Origin of the sequence: Radiobacillus sp. PE A8.2, from assembly GCF_045635475.1 — a bacterium.
Classification (GTDB): Bacteria; Bacillota; Bacilli; order Bacillales; family Amphibacillaceae; genus JBJGXI01.
On sequence record NZ_JBJGXI010000025.1, the window covers coordinates 1 to 16,931 of the forward strand.

The window sequence follows — 16,931 nt, forward strand, 5'->3', positions numbered from 1 at the left end:
ATTTTACTGTGGAGGAGTATCATGACTAATAGATTTTGCTTGATTCATTATATTCGGTATCGTTATTTATTTTATTTCCGTTGGTAGTAGCTTACAGGATATTATCTCTTTGTCGTCCTCTATTTACATGATGAATACAATTTTCTTGAGTATTTTAATAAAGGCACTGCTATTTGTAATAATAGCTGGTGTGATTCAAAACTTTTATAACAGAAGATTACATCAAAAAATGGATTCCTAATAATAAGTATTTGGCGGTAACAATGTGGTGTAGCCTCATCTACCTTTATTATGATGGGACTGGCAATAATACTTTCTCTTTGCTCAGAAGAGGATGCCTTTATTGCTTCATCCTTTATTAATTTATTTCCAACTAATGCTTTCCTAGGATTTCTGATTTATGGTCCTATGATTGATCTTAAGAGTACGATGATGATGCTTAGTGTGTTTAAATCTAACTTCATTTTAATATTTGTATCTCTTGAGCCCATTATTGTCCACTTTTACAGGTTTTTCTTTATCTGTGTTAACGTTAGATGCTTCTATAGCAGCAAAAAAAGGAACAATGCTCGCATTAACTAATAATGCGCAAAATAATGACCAAGCTGAAGAAGAACGGGAGGAGAAGGGAGATTCAGAATTAACTCCTAAAGAACTACCAGATATTGAGGAGAATAATGAAAATTTAGTTGATCCTGAGCAAGAACCAGATTATCCAACAGACCTTAATGTAGCGGATCCAAATATAGATTCTAATAAGATGACGCTGTTGTAGTATGATACTCTTATCGATAACTTGATGAATCATCATCGATTGAAATGAACGAAAAGATGTATGCAGTATACTATGATGAAATCAGTAGAGATATTAAGCAATACAAAGGTAAAGAAATCTCATTTAATGAATTTGTATATAAAGAAGATGCATTTGCCGAAAATCAGTTAGTTATTGGACGATATTTAATTACCCATTGCGTTGCTGAAGCAAGTATTGTTGGGTTTTTATCTGAGATTGAAAAGGCAGGAACTGTTCCAGAAAATACTTCGATTAAAGTGCTATAAATCTCTGATAGACCTAATAAACAAACTCCCTAAACTTCATTTGAAAGGGAGTTTGTTGTTTTTCTTTATTGTCCGGGCTACTTTAAGCTGAAGAATAATAAAATCAGATAGAATAGAGTATGATACGACAATATTAATAAGTTCAACAGGTACAGAAATTGGTAGAACACCAAAGATATTTACGTTGCGGGGAGAAGAGTCTTAAGGTTTTTCACCTGGGCAAGATATTATCCAGTTTATGATACAATTCATGGAAACTAAAATTGTTCTTATCTTTTTCTTGATGTATTTGTAATTATGTTGTTTGTTTATGAACGGAACAAAGGCAGAATGGCTAATTCAAAGCAAGATTAATCCTTAAGCCCATTAATTGACTTTATGTTTGTTGAAAATGTATTATAGATTACCAAAGATGCTTATAGTTTGTGGTAATTTTAAATCTCTTAAATGTAATTAGAATGATTGCAAGTTAAGGAGGGAGTTATGGTGAAAGAGCTAACGTTAGATATGTATCATGACAGCCGTAATCAAGATTCTAGTATTCTTGAAAACTATGGAATAACTGAACAACGATCTCCACAAGAAATTATATATAGTGCTGACAAACAAGCAAATTCCGTTTTTTTATTGAAAAAGGGCTGTATAAGACTTGTTAATGAGGAAAATGGTAAAACCAAGATAATAAAATCGGGTCAGTTTTTTGGAGACCGCTCGATTTTTTATTCGAAATATATGTATGCAGAGGCATTAACTGCAGTCCAGTACATTCGGATTGAGGATGTGAATTTTAGACAATTAATTACCAATGATGCTAAGCTGGCATTTAATATTATTAATAGTATGTCCAACACTTCCATTGATTTGAGAGAAGATAAGAAATTTTCAAATCAAATCAAACAGTTTATAAAAACGCGTTCAAACATACCATTCTTAGGGAATAAAATGAAAAGGAATGACAAATGTTATTGTTCATAATAGAGTTCGAACAAACAATTAACAAATAAGGTGGTGTCATAATGAAAATGGACGATAATTTTAGTATTGGAGATTGGGTCAAAGGAAAAACCAAAAAGGGAGAATTGATCCATGGTTATTTGAAACATATTGACCCAACAAGCTTAAAAGCTGAGCTAAAAGTTGTTGCTTGTGATAATGAACGTGTGATTGGTAATATCGTACATTTAGATAAAAGTAAAATCGAAAAGCTTGAAAGTTCATTTTCATGGACAGCAGAACAACTAAAAAGTTTAATTGACTTGGCATTGGAAACAAATGATCGCGAATGGTTTATGAGGTTAACGAAAGAACTTAAACATAGAAACAATGATAAGCAATTTAAAGTAAAAGGATCATCTTTCTTTTCAAACAATTACGAGGAACAAAAGAATAACAGTAAATAAAAGGGTAAGACAAGGGCTTAGGAAACACTATAGTTTCTAGAGTCCTTGTTTTTTTATTCCTCAAAATTTATGATTACCTGTTGAATCAATGCTCTAACTAGATGGTACAAGGATTACCATAATGGCCATATCTATATCTTTGAGTACACTTTCAAGACATAAAACTTCCAAGGTGATACAATAATATTATTATGAGACAAGGAGTGACAGGATGAGAAAAATGAAATTAGGTACCAGTGATTTACAAGTTGGTGAAATCTCGCTTGGGTGTATGCGAATGAGTAGTCTTTCTGAAAAAGATGCTGCAGCTGTAATTAACAATGCCATTGAAGCTGGTGTGAATTTATTTGATCACGCGGATATTTATGGTGGTGGATCATCGGAGGAAGTTTTTGCTAATGCAATTAATATGAATTCATCTGTCAGAGAAAAAATGATTCTGCAGACCAAATGTGGTATCCGAGATGGTTTTTTTGATTTCTCTAAAAATCATATAATTAATTCAGTAGAAGGTAGCTTGAAGCGACTACAAACAGATTACATAGATATTTTACTACTTCATCGACCTGACACACTAATGGAACCTGAAGAAGTAGCTGAAGCATTTAATGAATTGTATGAAAGCGGAAAAGTGCGTCATTTCGGTGTTAGTAATCAAAATCCTTTGCAAATAGAATTACTGAAAAAGTATGTTAAGCAAGACTTGATGATTAATCAACTGCAATTGAGTATTATGTTTACACCGATGATTGATGCCGGATTTAACGTGAATATGCAGCATGATGCTGCGATTGTGCGGGATGGTAGTGTACTGGATTACAGTCGTTTAAATGATATGACAATCCAAGCATGGTCACCATTCCAACATGGAATGTTTAAAGGTGTATTTGTAGGAAATGAAGATTTCCCGGAAGTAAATGCAAAGTTGCAAGAGCTCGCTGAGAAGTATGATGTAACCGATTCTGCAATCGCAACGGCATGGATTCTACGTCATCCAGCAAAAATTCAACCAGTTGTTGGTACGATGAATACACAGCGTTTAACAGACATTTCAAAAGCATCGGATATTCAGTTAACTAGACAAGAATGGTATGAATTATATCGAGCAGCAGGTAATGATTTACCATAATAAAAACTTGACCATCGTCTAACCATAACATAACCAATTTAAACAACTTACTGCACTTTATTTAATGAGTTGATTTGATCGTTACTAGGTATCGATTTTTTCTTATTCTTTAAGAGTACATCACCTGCATGGAAAAAGAATGATGAGTGATAAAGTATCGGGTTATAAGTTCTGAATGTGAATGGAGACAGTCCTGCACCTGCGATTGAAGGTCAGGACTGTCTTCTATAATTTGGGTTGTAAGAAGGACTCTGTCCAAGGTTTGACAGTGTTCAGTACATTTAATTTCTGATTTTAGATGAAAAGTCGAATCATACCGGTTATCGCCATAATTGAACTTATTCCAGTACCAACAATCCATTTAATCAAATTGAGGTGACGTTCGTTTGCATCAGCTTCCATTTTTTCTTTTAAATTCTCGAGATCAGATGCAGTTACTAACTTTTCTTCTTTCATTAGTCGCTCAAAGGTAACCGTCACATCATTTGCTTCTGTTTTTTTCTTGATTTTTTCATCAAGATTTTGCACCTTATTATCGATATCCTTTATTTTTTCTTCCATACCTTCCACGCGAGTAATTATATCTTTCATAATAATCACTCCTTCTTTACACATATCATTTGCTTGTACAGAATCCTCCTACAGTATAGATATTCCATAAGCTCTGGATTCGGAAAGGCGAGTGAGTAGTAAAAGAAAAAAGAGGCTAACTAATTGTCATACTAGTGAGTCTGTAAAAGGGCGCCCTAATAAAGGACACCCAGCTTAAATGAATTAATTTTATTTATATTTCGTCTAACTCCATTAACATATATCTTCTTGTATTTGGACCATAAATACCGTCATTTGCCAACGCAGCATACATGGATTGAAATCTACGTACAGCGTCTTCTGTTAATGGACCGTATATTCCATCAATGTGTTCAGGATCATAGTTTAATCTTTTAAGAGCTCGCTGGACCTGTTTAACTTCTTGCCCTTCATCCCCATTACTTAATATACCTTCTGGTAATGGAAAATCATTAATGGGCTTGCTTGTATTTAATATTTCTTTTAATTTATCTAAAGTTTTTGGTCCGACGAGCCCATCAACTGTTAAACCGTGTTGTCTCTGAAATCGCATAACAGATCGCTGTGTTTCACTACCATAAATGCCGTCTGCACCATAAATTGGTAATGAGAATCCAGTTCTAATTAAATCTTGTTGCACTTCTTTAACAAATTGTCCTTCATCACCTATATCTAAAGGTAGATCAACTGAGGAACCACCTACAACAGGTTCTTCAATAGTATTATCATTTTGGAAATACCGTCTATATGATCGCTCAACGTCCTGGATAAAATCGTCCCATGAGATACCATGTGTGTTTAATGCGTTTTGTGGATCGGTTCTACGGCCAGGATCTAGTGTACTATGTGCAACAATATCTTGACTCGGATCTAATTGATATTCATTTACAAGGTAAGCATGATACCAAACATATCGACTATAAGATTCTTCAAAATTAATACCAGGACCAAAACAAAGTTCAACACCAATGGCAGCATCGTTTGCATCTTCTCCGAACATGCGATTATCCGTCGAAACATTGTAACGAACATGCCATGCCTTTTCGTTTAGAGGAATCATTTCTAAAATATAGTTATCATCAATAAATGTATGGGCTGATGCTAATGGATCGGAATTTTCAAAGTAATTTCTATTTGCGTATGCGGAAGAGCCGGGGTTTCCTGTATCGTGACTGACGATGAATTGCACGTCTTGTATTGATTCTCCAGATCGGGAATTTCCGAAGTTAATATAATCTCTAACGATATTATACTTCATTACTTCACCTCATTTTTGTATAGAAAATTTTCCATATATACTTATATATTACGATTTATTCATTTGTGTGAGTGAATTACAGTCTCGATAATCTAATACCCAGCTAATAAAATTGTAAGGTGTTCTATGTTATGATAAAGTTTTCTATCAGATGAATAAATCACAAGGGGACGTTTTAGATGGACAGTTTTAATCAGCAATTTATTTATTCAATATCTATTATTCTTTTAGGTTACCTTCTAAAACGATTTGATATTATTCGAGAGCGTGAAGGTGAGGGTTTAACAAGAATTGTGTTGAATGTAACACTTCCTTGCTTAATTATTTTTAGTTTCAGCGATATGAAAATTGATCTTTCTTTAATATTACTGCCTTTAATCGCAATTTTATATGGTTTGTTAGTTACATCTATCGGGCTATTCGTTTTCAAAGCAGAACAGGCGCATGTAAAAGGGATGCTGCTGATGATGATCCCTGGATTTAATATAGGATTATTCGCATTTCCGCTGATTGAGGGGATATGGGGACTTGAAGGGCTAAAATACTTTGGTATGTATGATGCTGGGAATGCCATGATTAACTTCGGATTATGCTATATAATAGCCGCTTATTTTTCTCAAGGGGATGTTCAACCAGATTGGAGGCAAATTGCAAAAAAAATTACTAGGTCCATACCCCTAGTAACTTATCTTATAGCATGTCTTATTGCTATTATTGGCTGGAAGCTGCCATCAACTGTATTAGAAGTGTCGGGAATTATTTCACAAGCGAATATGCCATTATGTCTCCTATTACTAGGTATCTATTTAAATTTTAGATTTGATAAAAGAAACATACAATTAATAACTAAATTTCTAAGTATTCGTTATTTTTTTGGACTTGTGATTGGTCTTAGTTTGTTTTGGCTCTTACCGGTGGATGATATGTTCCGTTACACATTATTAGTTAGCTTTATTTTACCGACATCGACAGCATCGATCGCTTATTCAGTGGAATTTGGTTATGATACAAAATTTGTCGGGACGATTTCAAATTTAACGATGATTATTAGTTTTATACTCGTATGGATTACGGCAAACCTTTTACTTTAAAAATGAAGCCTAAAAAGTGGAGGATGCGCATTTTGCATCCTCCAGTATTTTAGTCAATATTAGTTATAGAAAGATGCGCCTACGATAATTAACAAGATGAATAAAACGACGATAAGCGCAAAACCGCCGCCAGCACCGTTACCAGTACCACAGTTTGCACCATATCCACCGCCATAGCCAGCACCGCCATAGCCTCCGTAACCAAAGCCCATATAATTCACCACCTTTTTCTCTTTATAGATTAGTCTATGTAGAAAATGGTTGAATTGGAAAGGGCATATGTCTATATGACGTTCAATTTAGGCGTGAAATTTATCATTAGAAAAACTAAATTTCAAGAAGTTGGAAAATACACTTTATTAATTTGTTAAGATGTATTATTCTATAATAGTTGTATATTGTTTGCGGACATTAGTTTTTTTGTAACACCAAAAGGAGGGATGTATCATGTCGATTGAGGAATTAATTAGACAGCAGGCATTTTATCACTATTATCAACCGATCATTGACTTTAAATCGTGGAAAAGAATCGGCAATGAGGTTCTATTACGTTCAAAGATGTTTGCATATCCCGAGGATGCTTTTGACGTTGCAAAGGAAGAAAATAAATTATTTGAATTAGATACATATTCGATTGAGCAAGCTATTCGGTCTCATCAACGAACAAGCTATAATTGTAAAAGGTTTTTATTATTTATAAATGTGTATCCATCAACCATACAAAATCCAGACTTTTTGCCATTTATTGAAAAAATATTATCCGATCCGTCGATTCATCACAAAATTGTTCTAGAAATTAATGAGGCAGAAAAAATCGACAACTATAGTACTTTTAAGGAAGCGCTTGAGACACTAAGAGCTATTGGTATCTTAATTGCAATGGATGATCTTGGTATGGGGCATTTAGAATTGCAAAATATTATTGAATTAAAGCCTGATTTTATTAAATTAGATAAGTATTTTGCAAGTGGAATTGAAGGTTCCCCAGAAAAACAAAGAATTGTTGAATTAGTGCAAAGCTATTGTAGCCAGTTTAATATTTCGCTAATTTTGGAAGGAATAGAAACCCCTGTGTCATTGGCGACAGCAAAATCGATCGGTATTCATTTAGGTCAAGGATTTGCAACAGGTCGACCAGAATTATTAGATGATTAATAAACTCGCCATGAAAAAATGGAACACATTCCTGTGATGTGTTCCATTTTCAAAAGATAAGAAAAGTATAGAAAATTCGATGATGTCTAGCTCCAGCACCAGCAACTAGCGAGATTTCCCTCACTTCCCGACACGAGTGCCGGGCAAGAGTCATGAAAATGTCTTCAGTGGGACGAGTGATCGCACTAAGGAAATCCACAATAATATACACCGCTGAAATAAGTGAGTTTATTGTTTCCAGTCCGTTGATAAACGGGCGCCCCGCATTTTTCTTATTTCACTAAACCAATAGACTTCAAACCATTATATATTCCAGAATTCGTAACGTCAGTAGTTTTATGTTTGGCATAAGCAAATAAGTTGGGGCTAGCGTTACCCATAGCGAATCCTTCTCCAACGGATTGAAGCATTTCTTTGTCGTTCATTCCGTCACCAAATGCAATGGCTTGATTCGGATCGATTTCTAGTAAATCTAACATTATTTTCACAGCAAAGCCCTTATTTACATTTGTTTGTATAGCGTCATAACAATTTCGAAGTCCATCAACATTTACCTGGGAAAAGTAAAAGTTATCGTCTTCGCTATTATAAAGTGCGGGATCATGTTCACTCAAATTAATTAAAGTTACCCCTAATATCTTATCAATAATTGCTGGTGTAAACGACTCATTGTAGCGCAAATGGAACTTTTTAATAAACAGTTCTGTATTTGGTGCGTTAATATTAGTAAATACATTTTTTGCATTTGTATATAAGACCATTTCATGGCCATTTTCTTTTGCAATTTCAACGAAGCGTTCTATTGTGCTAGGATTCATCGTTTCATTAACTATTATCTTTTCGTCATAAATTCCATAAGCGCCATTGTATCCGATAAAAGATTTTACATTTAATTGTTCTGCTATTTCTTTAACCTCATGTAAAGGTCTTCCTGTTGCTAAAACCACTTCAATCCCTGCTTGTTGGACTTGTTTAACAGCAGATTTTGTAGAATCCTCAATTACATCATCGGGTCTTAATACGGTACCGTCGATATCCAAAAATAATGCCTTATAATTAGTCATTTCTTTCTCCTTTTAATACACCATTATCTTGATTTCTTCGTACAGTTTACCATAAATTATAGCTCTAAATCATAAATATTTGTTTAATAGAATTCAAACGGGGAAAAGTATCAATATAAAGAGCAAAAGAGGAGGATTTACATGACTAAAAAATTGGAAGCATACTTTAAAAATGAAGATGATGCAGAAACAGTTCATGCAGAATTAAATCGTTTCAATGTAAGTAACGTAAGTGTGGAAGAAATTCCTGAAGGTGATGAAAGATTTCTTGTTCCAATTTTCCCAATTAATAATAGTGGATCATCAGGTGGAGGTGGTCTTGTTGCTGGCTTAGGGGAATTTGGTGAGCCCACACAAACTGATCAACGAAGACACCTACTATCATTTGAGATAGAAGAAAAGGATTTTCAAGAAGCGTTGAATATCGTAAAAAAAAGTGAAGGATATATTGCGAAAGATAGCTAGAAAAAGGGAGGGTGTAGTGCTCTCCTCTAAACTTTTGTAGCAGGGATGAGGTATAAGTAATGGCATCTGGCTGTTTGCTTATACTTTTTTTGTTCTTATTTATCTAGAAAATGAGTATTAAAAGTATGCATTCCTATTCTTTCAACTGTTATAATCTATATATGGATTATAACAGTGCTGAAAAGAGAATGAAGAGAAACGGGAATGAGGGAATAGTCAGATGAATACAATTGAAGAAATGATAAAACTGACTGGTTTTTTACGGAAAAGTATAATGAAACGCTATATTAAAACATTTAAACAAAATAAATTGGCTAATGGAGAGAATCTATTAGATGTTGCAGCACCAGAAGATAAACCAACTGAGTTAATGTTTGTCACTGATAGAAGGGTCTTTTATTTCAAAATGAATACGAAGGATACAGCAGTAGATAAGATCTTTGAACATACAGCTATAACTAACTGTGAACTATCGAGTGATGCTACTATTTCACAGATAAACATTAATACAGCGTCAGAATCTATGTCGATTTCAAAGGTTCCAAATCAAATTGCAGAAAAAATTAAAGAAACAATTGATGGATTTAAATCAGTTAACTAGAGTGATTAAATACTTGCACAAATAACAGCGTGTCTTTCTTTGCATAAGGGAAGATACGCTTTCTTTTTGTTGTTTTAATGTGAACACTAATCATTTTAAACGCTAAGGAAGACTTGCTAATAAAAAAATATTAATTTGTATTGACGTATGCATGTATATACATGTTTGGTAACATATTTACGCATTTTAGGAGGGGATAATAAAATGGGTAAATATTCTGAGTCGGCAAAGCAGTTACTGGAGTATGTTGGTGGGTCCGATAATATTTCTGTAGTAACACATTGTGCAACACGAATGCGTTTTGTGTTAAATGTTTTAAAACAAGCAGATGTATAAATGTATGCCGATTAATATGCACAATTAGCTTTATTGCGCTATAGGTATAAAAGGAGAAACAGGAGCTGAGATACTCATTCATATTGGAATTGAAACGGTTTCGATGAATGTGGAAGGCTTTACTGCTCATGTGAAACAAGGTGATAAAGTAAAACGTGGCGAGAAATTGGTCAGTTTTGAACTTGATACTGTTAAAAACAAGGCTGCAAGTGTGATCATACCAGTGATTATTACGAAAGGTGATGCTATTTCAATTTTTTCAAAAGACGCTGATTCTAATACAGTTGCTGGAGAAACAGAAGTAATGATTGTCAAAGTAGCTGAATAATTAGACAACCACAAAGCAAAAAGTGTAGTTTCAACTAGACTTTTTGCTTTGTAACAGATTTAGATGTTATAGGAATGGGAAATTAACCCAATAATTATACCGAGAATAAAATAAAAGGTTATAAGCTTCCAACTCCCTTTTTTCTTAATAAAATGGAAAAAAGCTAAATAAATAAAAAATAAAGCAGCAAAAAAGAGTTGATTTATAGTATCTGTAATGGCTGCCATAAAAAGAAGCGTTAACGCAACTAAGGTATGGAGCCCTGAAAAACTTCTTTCTTGTTTTTCTTCCATGTAAGTCACCTTCTATCGTTCGGTTAGCACTAATTCTTTAATGATCCCCTTTAATGAGGAGCGATTTACGTTTTGCACCATTAGCGTTGTTTTTCATATACATATAGTTTAGCATTTTTAGGTGTTGTAAATCTTGGTCCGTTAAATCCTCTTTTAATTAATTGCCGACGTAAATTAATCATTAGTCCCCCATGGCTAACAATGAGTACATTCTGTTTTGAGGTTAGTATTTGATCTAAAGTGGTCTCAATCCGTTTATCGACATCTTTTTTTGATTCGTTTTGTGATTTATGATTAAACCACCAAGAAACTCTAATAAAGATAAAATGAATAAAGATTGGAAGCTTAATATTTCCACGGAAAAATGGAGAAATCGAAATCTCTCTTAATTCTTTTAGATATGTGATTTCACCATTAAAAACTTTTCTGGCTGTTGTGCTTGCTCTTGGTAGATCGCTGGCAAAACAGCGCACCCATTGATTATCACCTAATACAATATCTGTTTCGATTACTTCCGATAGATCGTACTCATCTGCCCATTCCATCAGTTCATTTGACGTCAAATAATTATTTGGATATCCTCGTTTTACAGGGAAATGTCGAACTAAACCAACCTTCACCTTGTTCATCCTTCCTAGACCATATAGAAAGCTAGAATATTAGAGCTTTCTAATATTCTAGCAAATATCACGACTAGTAACTAGATATTTTTCAAAAAACAAAAGAAATAAGGATATTACCAATGTTACATATGGGGAAACACAACTAACATGAATCGATTAATAAAGAAGATAATCCAAAAGCTAACTGCTAAAAATATATGGCCAGTTGATAGCAGTGCGAGCGGACCTAAACTAAAATAAACAGTTCTAAAACAAAATGATACCATCCATGCCATAAGTATGTTGCTTTAGGTGATCCGAATAATCCCCATATAATCATAATTAGAACTGGACTACCGAGACCAAGTATCACTTTTATAAACAAAGTGCCGGATTGGAAACCACAATAACCGACTGCAATTAATACGGCAATTTCCAATAAAAAACGTATTGTCATTGTCAAGTTAACTATCACTCATCTTCCTCACAATTATTAATTTTTAAACCACGTAATAATGTCTGTATCGTATAATTTATACTTTCATCTATGTCCAACGGAATGCCGAAGCCTCCATGTTGTTCTAATGATGCAAAGCCGTGCAATATACTTCGCAATCCTCGTACAGCGTGAAGGGCATTTTCCTCGTTTAATTCTAAATACGCAAGCGTTTGTAACACTAATGCGACTATTTTTTCACTCGCTTGTGTTATTTCAAGATCTTTTTCCTTAGGTGCGTCCAAAGTAGCTTCATATAAACCCTTATGCTTACGTGCGAAACTCATATATCCTTTTGTCAAAGCAGTGATAGCTGCTTCCCTTTGATGGTCTTTGGTAGCATTTACTAATGTGTCATGAAGCTGTATTAATCCTTTCAGCGTCATACTTCTATGCAATTCTGTTAAACCACTAATATGGTTATATAAAGAAGGCGGACGCACGTTTAATTGCTTTGCTACGGATGCAATTGTAACGGCGTGAGTGCCCTCTTTATTTGCAATATCAATAGCCACTTGTACGATCATATCTGCTGTAAGTCCAATTCTAGGTGACATTTAAACAATCCTTTCCTCAATTATGCTAGCTTTGTTTCTGCTTTTTCGATAGCTGTTTCCATCGATTTAATCGGGCTATCTATCATTTTTCCATGACCAACCGCAAGTTGTGATGGCTTAAACTCCAATAATCGACGAACACTTTTAACTGCTTCGTATTTGTTCCACGTAGCAAGTGCAGGAAAGGGAAATGTTAGTTTCATTTGACCAGAAACGGCAATTCCACCTTTGGTTTGCATTGCATCACCGACGATAAGTGCTTCATTACGTGTATCTAGAAACGACATCGATCCTGGCGTGTGACCTGGAGTAGCGATTGCAAGTAATGAACCGATTTGATCGCCATCCTTTATTAACAAATCGGGCTTTGTTTTAACATGCTTAGGCACGCCACCACGGATGGGAAAATCATTTTCAGCGGCGTCAAGCGAACGATCTCCCGCTAATAGTCTGGCATCACGATCAGAAATATAAACAGGAGCATCTGGATGGAGCGCTTTTAATTCGTCTAATGCACCTACATGATCACCATGTGCATGTGTTAACACGATACGTGTAATGGGTTTTCCAATTGCTGCAGCAACTTGTAAAATTTTTTTCGTGCTAAATGGCATGGCTGCATCAATCAGTGTTAAGCCAGCTTCTTCTTCTATTAAATAACAATTTACAGGGAAGAAACGCGGAAAAAAGCTTACTTGATGGACTGTTTGTTGTTTCATAAAAATATCCTCCTCAAAATTAAAAGTTGCAAAACTAATAGTGTTAGTTTTATTATAACTAATGGTATTAGTTTTACAATAGGTTTTTATAACTTTTACAATTGCTTTGATCAGTCCTAAAATATGTAGCATGCGACGTAACAATTACATGCGCACTTAGCAAAAACGTAAATCATTCATATTAGAAGTGGAAAAAAGTTTTAAGAAACGTGATACAATAGAAAAATGTCAGTTATACATAAAGTATCCAATCAAGTTCATCATTTGATTGATCGTCATTCACAATGGTTATACGTTTGGGTTAAAATACACCATGAACATACCGTTGCAATGGAGTTATGTTATTGATCAGTAGTTTGCTATAATGCTAAATTTAGAGGTGATCGGTTTGTTTGAGTTATCTTTGTTACAGTGGGTCATGGTTGTTTTTTGTGCAATCTTCATTGGATTTGCTAAAACAGGAGTTGCTAGTCTTGGTATTCTTGTAGTAACCGTTTTAATGTATGTATTCCCAGCTAAAGAATCCGTTGGCATCCTACTTCCCATGTTAATTGTTGGGGATATTTTTGCCGTTATTTATTACCGCAGGGATGTTGTTTGGAAGTTTCTTTTTTCACTAGTACCATGGGTGTTAATTGGTATTCTGGCTGGTTATTTTGTGTTAGATCAGGTGAATAGCGAGCAGTTAAAACCGTTGATTGGTGGTCTAGTTTTAGCATTAATTGTGCTTCATGTGATTCGAGAAAAATTAGGCGATAAATTTAACGAAATGCTTCCTTCATCAAGATGGTTTACAATTCTGATGGGTGTTTTAGCGGGGTTCACCACGATGGTAGGAAATGCTGCGGGTGGCGTAATGGCTATATATCTACTCGTTAAAGGTTTGCCAAAACGAGAATTTGTCGGAACTGGAGCATGGTTTTTCTTATTTGTGAATGTAATAAAAGTACCTTTTTATATTCATTTAGGGTTAATTACGTTTGAGTCAGTCACGTTTAATCTGTGGTTGGTTCCTACTATTATAATAGGGGCATTTATTGGGATTAAAGTATTGAAGTTGATTCCTCAAAATGTATTTCAAGCACTTGTGCTAATTTTTGCGGCTATTGGAGCTCTGCGTTTGTTATTTGTATAATGCATAACCCGGGAAATAATAATTTATATGCCTACCTCTTCTTAAGTGGAGAGGTTTTTCTTGTGGATTTATCAGGGAAGAGGTAAGCTACCGAATCTACTAAATATTACGCGGAGATTATTTAATTTTAAAATTTCTTTAAAATATTGAAACCGTTAGCCTTATAACTTTGTCTTAATATATAGAAAAACAACAAGGAGGTGCCTCATGGACGACATAACATTTAAAAAAGTACGTAAGCGGGAAGAAGAAGCATTTATTGAAATGATGAAAGATTATAAATCTATCATATATTATACAGCTCTTACGTACTTGAAAAACAGTGATGCCGCATTAGAAGCAGTACAAGAAGTAACATTTCGTGCCTATAAAAATGTCCACAAGGTGAAAAAAGCACAAGCACTAAAAGCATGGTTAACACGGATAACGATCAATTACTGTCTGGACGAAATTCGTAAAGGAAAAAGGGTACATCCTGATAATAGTACATTGGAAGATGTTTCAGTCATGGTCGACCCGTCCACGTCTCTGTTTGTCGATGGTGCGATACAAACACTAAAACCAAAGTATCAAACGGTTATATTATTGAAATATCAACAAGATTTAACCTTAACTGAAATTGCCGACAGTCTGTCTATTCCTATTGGAACAGTAAAGACGTATTTAAATCGAGCTTTACAAGAATTAAGAGCATATGCGAAGAAAGGGGGATTGGCACCTAATGACTACCAATCGTGACGAACAAGAGATGGAAAAGGAACTAAAACACATAAATAAACAGCCATTGCCTAGTGGAATAGATCAACAAATTTTTAAAGGGGTGGCGAGGGCCCGACATGTAAAAAAACGATGGGAGTTTGTAAAACATACAGGCCTATCTGGTGTTGCACTATTATTGTTTTTTGTCCTTTCTGTAAACTTTATACCTGGTTTTAGCAACGTGGCCAGCAACATACCTGGTTTAGAAAAGGTTGTAGATTTAGTTGAGTATGATAAAGGCTTGCAAGACGTCGCAAAAAATAATTACGTGCAAGTAGTTGATAAAAGTGATACAAACGAAGAAGTTACTTTTAACATTGACCACTTAATTATCGATAAAAGAAGGCTTGTCTTTTTCTATAGCATAGAAACAGAAGCGGATTATGATATTGTTGGAATTCGCGGTGCGAAAGTACTCGATGATCAAGGTGAAGTGATTGATGAATATGGTGTTACTTTGTCTAGAGTTGATTTGTATAAAGGAAATAATTCTAGTACGATAGATTTTAGCTGGATCCAAGATCAAGAATTTACAGAGAACATGACACTTCAGTTACAGTTAGTATATTACAATGAAAAAGATGAAACAGAAGCGTATGAGATTGAAGGAACGTACGACATCTCATTCCCAGTAGATTTACAGAAGATTCAAATGAGTAAAACGTACGATATTAATCAGTCAGCATCTATAGATGGTCAAGTTATCCATTTTAATAAGTTGGAATCATTTCCAACTCGTCAAGTCTTGTATTTAGAGTACGATGAGAATAACTCAAAAAAGATTATGCAGTTGCCCGGGCTCCGCTTAGTAAATGAAGCAGGTGAAACAGTAGCAACGGAGGATTCTTCATCACTTGACGGGAATAAACGAATTGTTAGTATGACGAGTAACTATTTTCAAGATTACGAAGAGTTGTACATTGTATTAGATAAAGTCATGGCGGTTGATAAAGATAAGGCGCAAGTAGTTGTCGATTTAGAAAAGAAACAGTTGCTTCAAGCACCTGATGATCGCCTCGAGCTTAGAGATGTTTCGACTGATGATAACATGTTTCAGTTGGAGGATGTATTGGGTTTGTATTTCACTTTTGATAAAGAAGAAGATGGTGATGAAATTCTTCGATTTGAGATGGCCGGTTTCACTGACGCAACTGGACAGGAGTTTGGGAGTGTCACAAATTATTCTAGCACGAATGATTTTGGCTATTTTATCGAGGATAGGCAATACAGCAATCCAATTACGATAGAATTATTCCAATACCCAGCTTATATAGAAGGGGATATTAGGGTACGAGTTAAATGATTTCGGTGGTGCTTTTCCAAAGGGGAGAAGCACCACTTTTATGTTAAAATAGAAAAAATCAATGGGGGAGGCTAAATCGATGTATACAATAAGACAAATGAATTCAGAAGATATAAGTTATGTACAACATGTAGCAAAAACAAGCTGGAATCATACATATGATGGAATTATCCCATTAGAGATACAAACTAACTTCTTGGAAAATGCTTATTCAGTAAAAATGATGGAAAAACGTCTGCAGCAATCCTTTCTATACGTTGCTGAAACAGACGGATCTATAGTAGGGTTTGCTAATTTTTCTCCAGTAAAGGCTGATGGAGTAGCAGAATTAGGTGCGATCTATTTACTTCCAGAATTTCAAGGTAAGGGTATTGGATCTGCCCTACTTGAAAAAGGCATTTATAATAATCCTGAAGTGAAACAGATTCATGTGGAAGTTGAAAAAGACAATCAATTGGGCTTAAACTTCTACTATGCGAAAGGCTTTATAGCAGAATCAGAATATGATGATTTTTTTGATGGTCATACATTGAAGACGGTTCGAATGGTGAAAACTATCGACTAGAGTAAGCGAATGTATATAAGTCATTTTCCTTTCTTTTTCCAAA

At 34.7% G+C, this 16,931-nt stretch carries 24 protein-coding genes and 2 pseudogenes; 16 read left to right on the forward strand and 10 right to left on the reverse strand.

Annotated elements, in window-relative coordinates:
* Positions 1–294 precede the first annotated feature (294 nt).
* The 6 genes from ACI6MV_RS13920 (at position 295) to ACI6MV_RS13945 (ending at position 3,591) form a co-directional block, all read left to right on the forward strand.
* Positions 295–582, forward strand: a complete 288-nt coding sequence (locus tag ACI6MV_RS13920; RefSeq protein ID WP_407270988.1) for a permease — start codon at positions 295–297, stop codon at positions 580–582.
* Complete coding sequence (locus ACI6MV_RS13925; protein WP_407270994.1) at positions 482–775, forward strand: hypothetical protein; 294 nt, start codon at positions 482–484, stop codon at positions 773–775. Before ACI6MV_RS13920 ends, ACI6MV_RS13925 begins: the two co-directional genes overlap by 101 nt.
* A 38-nt stretch (positions 776–813) precedes the next feature.
* Positions 814–1,062 carry a TIGR03943 family putative permease subunit gene (locus ACI6MV_RS13930; protein ID WP_407270989.1) on the forward strand — a complete coding sequence of 83 codons (249 nt, stop codon included), beginning with the start codon at positions 814–816 and terminating at the stop codon, positions 1,060–1,062.
* Between the two features lie 483 nt (positions 1,063–1,545).
* Complete coding sequence (locus ACI6MV_RS13935; RefSeq protein ID WP_407270919.1) at positions 1,546–2,037, forward strand: Crp/Fnr family transcriptional regulator; 492 nt, start codon at positions 1,546–1,548, stop codon at positions 2,035–2,037.
* A 41-nt stretch (positions 2,038–2,078) separates the two neighbouring features.
* Entirely contained in the window at positions 2,079–2,462 is a 384-nt protein-coding gene (locus tag ACI6MV_RS13940) for an IDEAL domain-containing protein (protein ID WP_407270920.1), read from the forward strand.
* A gap of 211 nt (positions 2,463–2,673) precedes the next feature.
* Positions 2,674–3,591 (forward strand): aldo/keto reductase, encoded by a 918-nt coding sequence (locus ACI6MV_RS13945; RefSeq protein ID WP_407270921.1) that lies wholly within the window; start codon positions 2,674–2,676, stop codon positions 3,589–3,591.
* Positions 3,592–3,885: 294 nt separating this feature from the next.
* Here ACI6MV_RS13945 and ACI6MV_RS13950 read toward each other — a convergent pair whose 3' ends face one another.
* From ACI6MV_RS13950 to ACI6MV_RS13960, 3 genes and pseudogenes are all read right to left on the reverse strand, one after another.
* On the reverse strand, positions 3,886–4,182 hold the full coding sequence (locus ACI6MV_RS13950) for a hypothetical protein (RefSeq protein WP_407270922.1): 297 nt from the start codon (positions 4,180–4,182) through the stop codon (positions 3,886–3,888).
* A 193-nt stretch (positions 4,183–4,375) separates the two neighbouring features.
* Positions 4,376–4,930, reverse strand: coding sequence for a peptidoglycan-binding domain-containing protein (locus tag ACI6MV_RS13955; RefSeq protein WP_407270990.1), 555 nt, complete (start codon positions 4,928–4,930; stop codon positions 4,376–4,378).
* Positions 4,907–5,419: pseudogene (locus tag ACI6MV_RS13960) on the reverse strand (peptidoglycan recognition protein family protein); the annotation flags it as partial. The pseudogene ACI6MV_RS13960 and the gene ACI6MV_RS13955, both read right to left, overlap by 24 nt.
* A 179-nt stretch (positions 5,420–5,598) precedes the next feature.
* Here ACI6MV_RS13960 and ACI6MV_RS13965 point away from each other — a divergent pair.
* Positions 5,599–6,510, forward strand: coding sequence for an AEC family transporter (locus tag ACI6MV_RS13965; protein WP_407270923.1), 912 nt, complete (start codon positions 5,599–5,601; stop codon positions 6,508–6,510).
* Between the two features lie 59 nt (positions 6,511–6,569).
* Here the strand turns inward: ACI6MV_RS13965 and ACI6MV_RS13970 are convergent, their stop codons facing one another.
* A complete protein-coding gene (locus ACI6MV_RS13970) occupies positions 6,570–6,722 on the reverse strand; it encodes a YjcZ family sporulation protein (protein WP_407270924.1) in 153 nt (50 codons plus the stop codon).
* 235 nt (positions 6,723–6,957) lie between these two features.
* On the opposite strand from ACI6MV_RS13970, the gene ACI6MV_RS13975 reads away from it, so the two are divergent.
* Positions 6,958–7,665: an EAL domain-containing protein gene (locus tag ACI6MV_RS13975; RefSeq protein WP_407270925.1), complete on the forward strand. Its 708-nt coding sequence runs from the start codon at positions 6,958–6,960 to the stop codon at positions 7,663–7,665.
* Positions 7,666–7,937: 272 nt separating this feature from the next.
* On the opposite strand, the gene ACI6MV_RS13980 is transcribed toward ACI6MV_RS13975, so the two are convergent.
* Positions 7,938–8,729, reverse strand: coding sequence for an HAD family hydrolase (locus tag ACI6MV_RS13980; RefSeq protein WP_407270926.1), 792 nt, complete (start codon positions 8,727–8,729; stop codon positions 7,938–7,940).
* Positions 8,730–8,870: 141 nt separating this feature from the next.
* Between ACI6MV_RS13980 and ACI6MV_RS13985 the strand changes: the two genes are divergently transcribed.
* From ACI6MV_RS13985 to ACI6MV_RS14000, 4 genes and pseudogenes are all read left to right on the forward strand, one after another.
* Positions 8,871–9,194 carry a hypothetical protein gene (locus ACI6MV_RS13985; RefSeq protein ID WP_407270927.1) on the forward strand — a complete coding sequence of 108 codons (324 nt, stop codon included), beginning with the start codon at positions 8,871–8,873 and terminating at the stop codon, positions 9,192–9,194.
* Between the two features lie 274 nt (positions 9,195–9,468).
* Positions 9,469–9,795 carry a PH domain-containing protein gene (locus ACI6MV_RS13990; protein WP_407270928.1) on the forward strand — a complete coding sequence of 109 codons (327 nt, stop codon included), beginning with the start codon at positions 9,469–9,471 and terminating at the stop codon, positions 9,793–9,795.
* 204 nt (positions 9,796–9,999) lie between these two features.
* A pseudogene (locus ACI6MV_RS13995) lies at positions 10,000–10,125 on the forward strand (PTS transporter subunit EIIB); the annotation flags it as partial.
* 52 nt (positions 10,126–10,177) lie between these two features.
* Positions 10,178–10,459, forward strand: a complete 282-nt coding sequence (locus tag ACI6MV_RS14000; protein ID WP_407270991.1) for a PTS sugar transporter subunit IIA — start codon at positions 10,178–10,180, stop codon at positions 10,457–10,459.
* Between the two features lie 59 nt (positions 10,460–10,518).
* Here the strand turns inward: ACI6MV_RS14000 and ACI6MV_RS14005 are convergent, their stop codons facing one another.
* From ACI6MV_RS14005 to ACI6MV_RS14025, 5 genes are all read right to left on the reverse strand, one after another.
* Entirely contained in the window at positions 10,519–10,752 is a 234-nt protein-coding gene (locus tag ACI6MV_RS14005) for a hypothetical protein (protein ID WP_407270929.1), read from the reverse strand.
* A gap of 80 nt (positions 10,753–10,832) precedes the next feature.
* Positions 10,833–11,372, reverse strand: coding sequence for a histidine phosphatase family protein (locus tag ACI6MV_RS14010; RefSeq protein WP_407270930.1), 540 nt, complete (start codon positions 11,370–11,372; stop codon positions 10,833–10,835).
* 229 nt (positions 11,373–11,601) lie between these two features.
* Positions 11,602–11,811 (reverse strand): YrdB family protein, encoded by a 210-nt coding sequence (locus ACI6MV_RS14015; protein ID WP_407270931.1) that lies wholly within the window; start codon positions 11,809–11,811, stop codon positions 11,602–11,604.
* 14 nt (positions 11,812–11,825) lie between these two features.
* Positions 11,826–12,407: a TetR/AcrR family transcriptional regulator gene (locus ACI6MV_RS14020; RefSeq protein WP_407270932.1), complete on the reverse strand. Its 582-nt coding sequence runs from the start codon at positions 12,405–12,407 to the stop codon at positions 11,826–11,828.
* A 20-nt stretch (positions 12,408–12,427) separates the two neighbouring features.
* A complete protein-coding gene (locus ACI6MV_RS14025) occupies positions 12,428–13,126 on the reverse strand; it encodes an MBL fold metallo-hydrolase (protein ID WP_407270933.1) in 699 nt (232 codons plus the stop codon).
* 364 nt (positions 13,127–13,490) lie between these two features.
* On the opposite strand from ACI6MV_RS14025, the gene ACI6MV_RS14030 reads away from it, so the two are divergent.
* The 4 genes from ACI6MV_RS14030 (at position 13,491) to ACI6MV_RS14045 (ending at position 16,888) form a co-directional block, all read left to right on the forward strand.
* Positions 13,491–14,261, forward strand: a complete 771-nt coding sequence (locus ACI6MV_RS14030) for a sulfite exporter TauE/SafE family protein (protein ID WP_407270934.1) — start codon at positions 13,491–13,493, stop codon at positions 14,259–14,261.
* 207 nt (positions 14,262–14,468) lie between these two features.
* The gene (locus ACI6MV_RS14035; RefSeq protein WP_407270935.1) at positions 14,469–14,999 is read left to right on the forward strand and encodes an RNA polymerase sigma factor; all 531 of its coding nucleotides are present in this window, start codon (positions 14,469–14,471) and stop codon (positions 14,997–14,999) included.
* The gene (locus ACI6MV_RS14040) at positions 14,983–16,323 is read left to right on the forward strand and encodes a DUF4179 domain-containing protein (protein ID WP_407270936.1); all 1,341 of its coding nucleotides are present in this window, start codon (positions 14,983–14,985) and stop codon (positions 16,321–16,323) included. Before ACI6MV_RS14035 ends, ACI6MV_RS14040 begins: the two co-directional genes overlap by 17 nt.
* Positions 16,324–16,402: 79 nt before the next feature.
* Complete coding sequence (locus ACI6MV_RS14045) at positions 16,403–16,888, forward strand: GNAT family N-acetyltransferase (protein WP_407270937.1); 486 nt, start codon at positions 16,403–16,405, stop codon at positions 16,886–16,888.
* Positions 16,889–16,931: the final 43 nt, after the last annotated feature.

Bases quoted from the DNA above. Each gene is read 5' to 3' on its own strand.
- ACI6MV_RS13980 (WP_407270926.1), bottom strand. From the start codon at position 8,729: ATGACTAATTATAAGGCATTATTTTTGGATATCGACGGTACCGTATTA.
- ACI6MV_RS14030 (WP_407270934.1), top strand. From the start codon at position 13,491: ATGCTAAATTTAGAGGTGATCGGTTTGTTTGAGTTATCTTTGTTACAG.
- ACI6MV_RS13965 (WP_407270923.1), top strand. From the start codon at position 5,599: ATGGACAGTTTTAATCAGCAATTTATTTATTCAATATCTATTATTCTT.
- ACI6MV_RS14020 (WP_407270932.1), bottom strand. From the start codon at position 12,407: ATGTCACCTAGAATTGGACTTACAGCAGATATGATCGTACAAGTGGCT.
- ACI6MV_RS13950 (WP_407270922.1), bottom strand. From the start codon at position 4,182: ATGAAAGATATAATTACTCGCGTGGAAGGTATGGAAGAAAAAATAAAG.
- ACI6MV_RS13985 (WP_407270927.1), top strand. From the start codon at position 8,871: ATGACTAAAAAATTGGAAGCATACTTTAAAAATGAAGATGATGCAGAA.
- ACI6MV_RS13990 (WP_407270928.1), top strand. From the start codon at position 9,469: ATGAAACGCTATATTAAAACATTTAAACAAAATAAATTGGCTAATGGA.
- ACI6MV_RS14035 (WP_407270935.1), top strand. From the start codon at position 14,469: ATGGACGACATAACATTTAAAAAAGTACGTAAGCGGGAAGAAGAAGCA.
- ACI6MV_RS13920 (WP_407270988.1), top strand. From the start codon at position 295: ATGGGACTGGCAATAATACTTTCTCTTTGCTCAGAAGAGGATGCCTTT.
- ACI6MV_RS13945 (WP_407270921.1), top strand. From the start codon at position 2,674: ATGAGAAAAATGAAATTAGGTACCAGTGATTTACAAGTTGGTGAAATC.
- ACI6MV_RS13935 (WP_407270919.1), top strand. From the start codon at position 1,546: ATGGTGAAAGAGCTAACGTTAGATATGTATCATGACAGCCGTAATCAA.
- ACI6MV_RS13975 (WP_407270925.1), top strand. From the start codon at position 6,958: ATGTCGATTGAGGAATTAATTAGACAGCAGGCATTTTATCACTATTAT.
- ACI6MV_RS14005 (WP_407270929.1), bottom strand. From the start codon at position 10,752: ATGGAAGAAAAACAAGAAAGAAGTTTTTCAGGGCTCCATACCTTAGTT.
- ACI6MV_RS14025 (WP_407270933.1), bottom strand. From the start codon at position 13,126: ATGAAACAACAAACAGTCCATCAAGTAAGCTTTTTTCCGCGTTTCTTC.
- ACI6MV_RS14040 (WP_407270936.1), top strand. From the start codon at position 14,983: ATGACTACCAATCGTGACGAACAAGAGATGGAAAAGGAACTAAAACAC.
- ACI6MV_RS14045 (WP_407270937.1), top strand. From the start codon at position 16,403: ATGTATACAATAAGACAAATGAATTCAGAAGATATAAGTTATGTACAA.
- ACI6MV_RS13940 (WP_407270920.1), top strand. From the start codon at position 2,079: ATGAAAATGGACGATAATTTTAGTATTGGAGATTGGGTCAAAGGAAAA.
- ACI6MV_RS14015 (WP_407270931.1), bottom strand. From the start codon at position 11,811: ATGACAATACGTTTTTTATTGGAAATTGCCGTATTAATTGCAGTCGGT.
- ACI6MV_RS13970 (WP_407270924.1), bottom strand. From the start codon at position 6,722: ATGGGCTTTGGTTACGGAGGCTATGGCGGTGCTGGCTATGGCGGTGGA.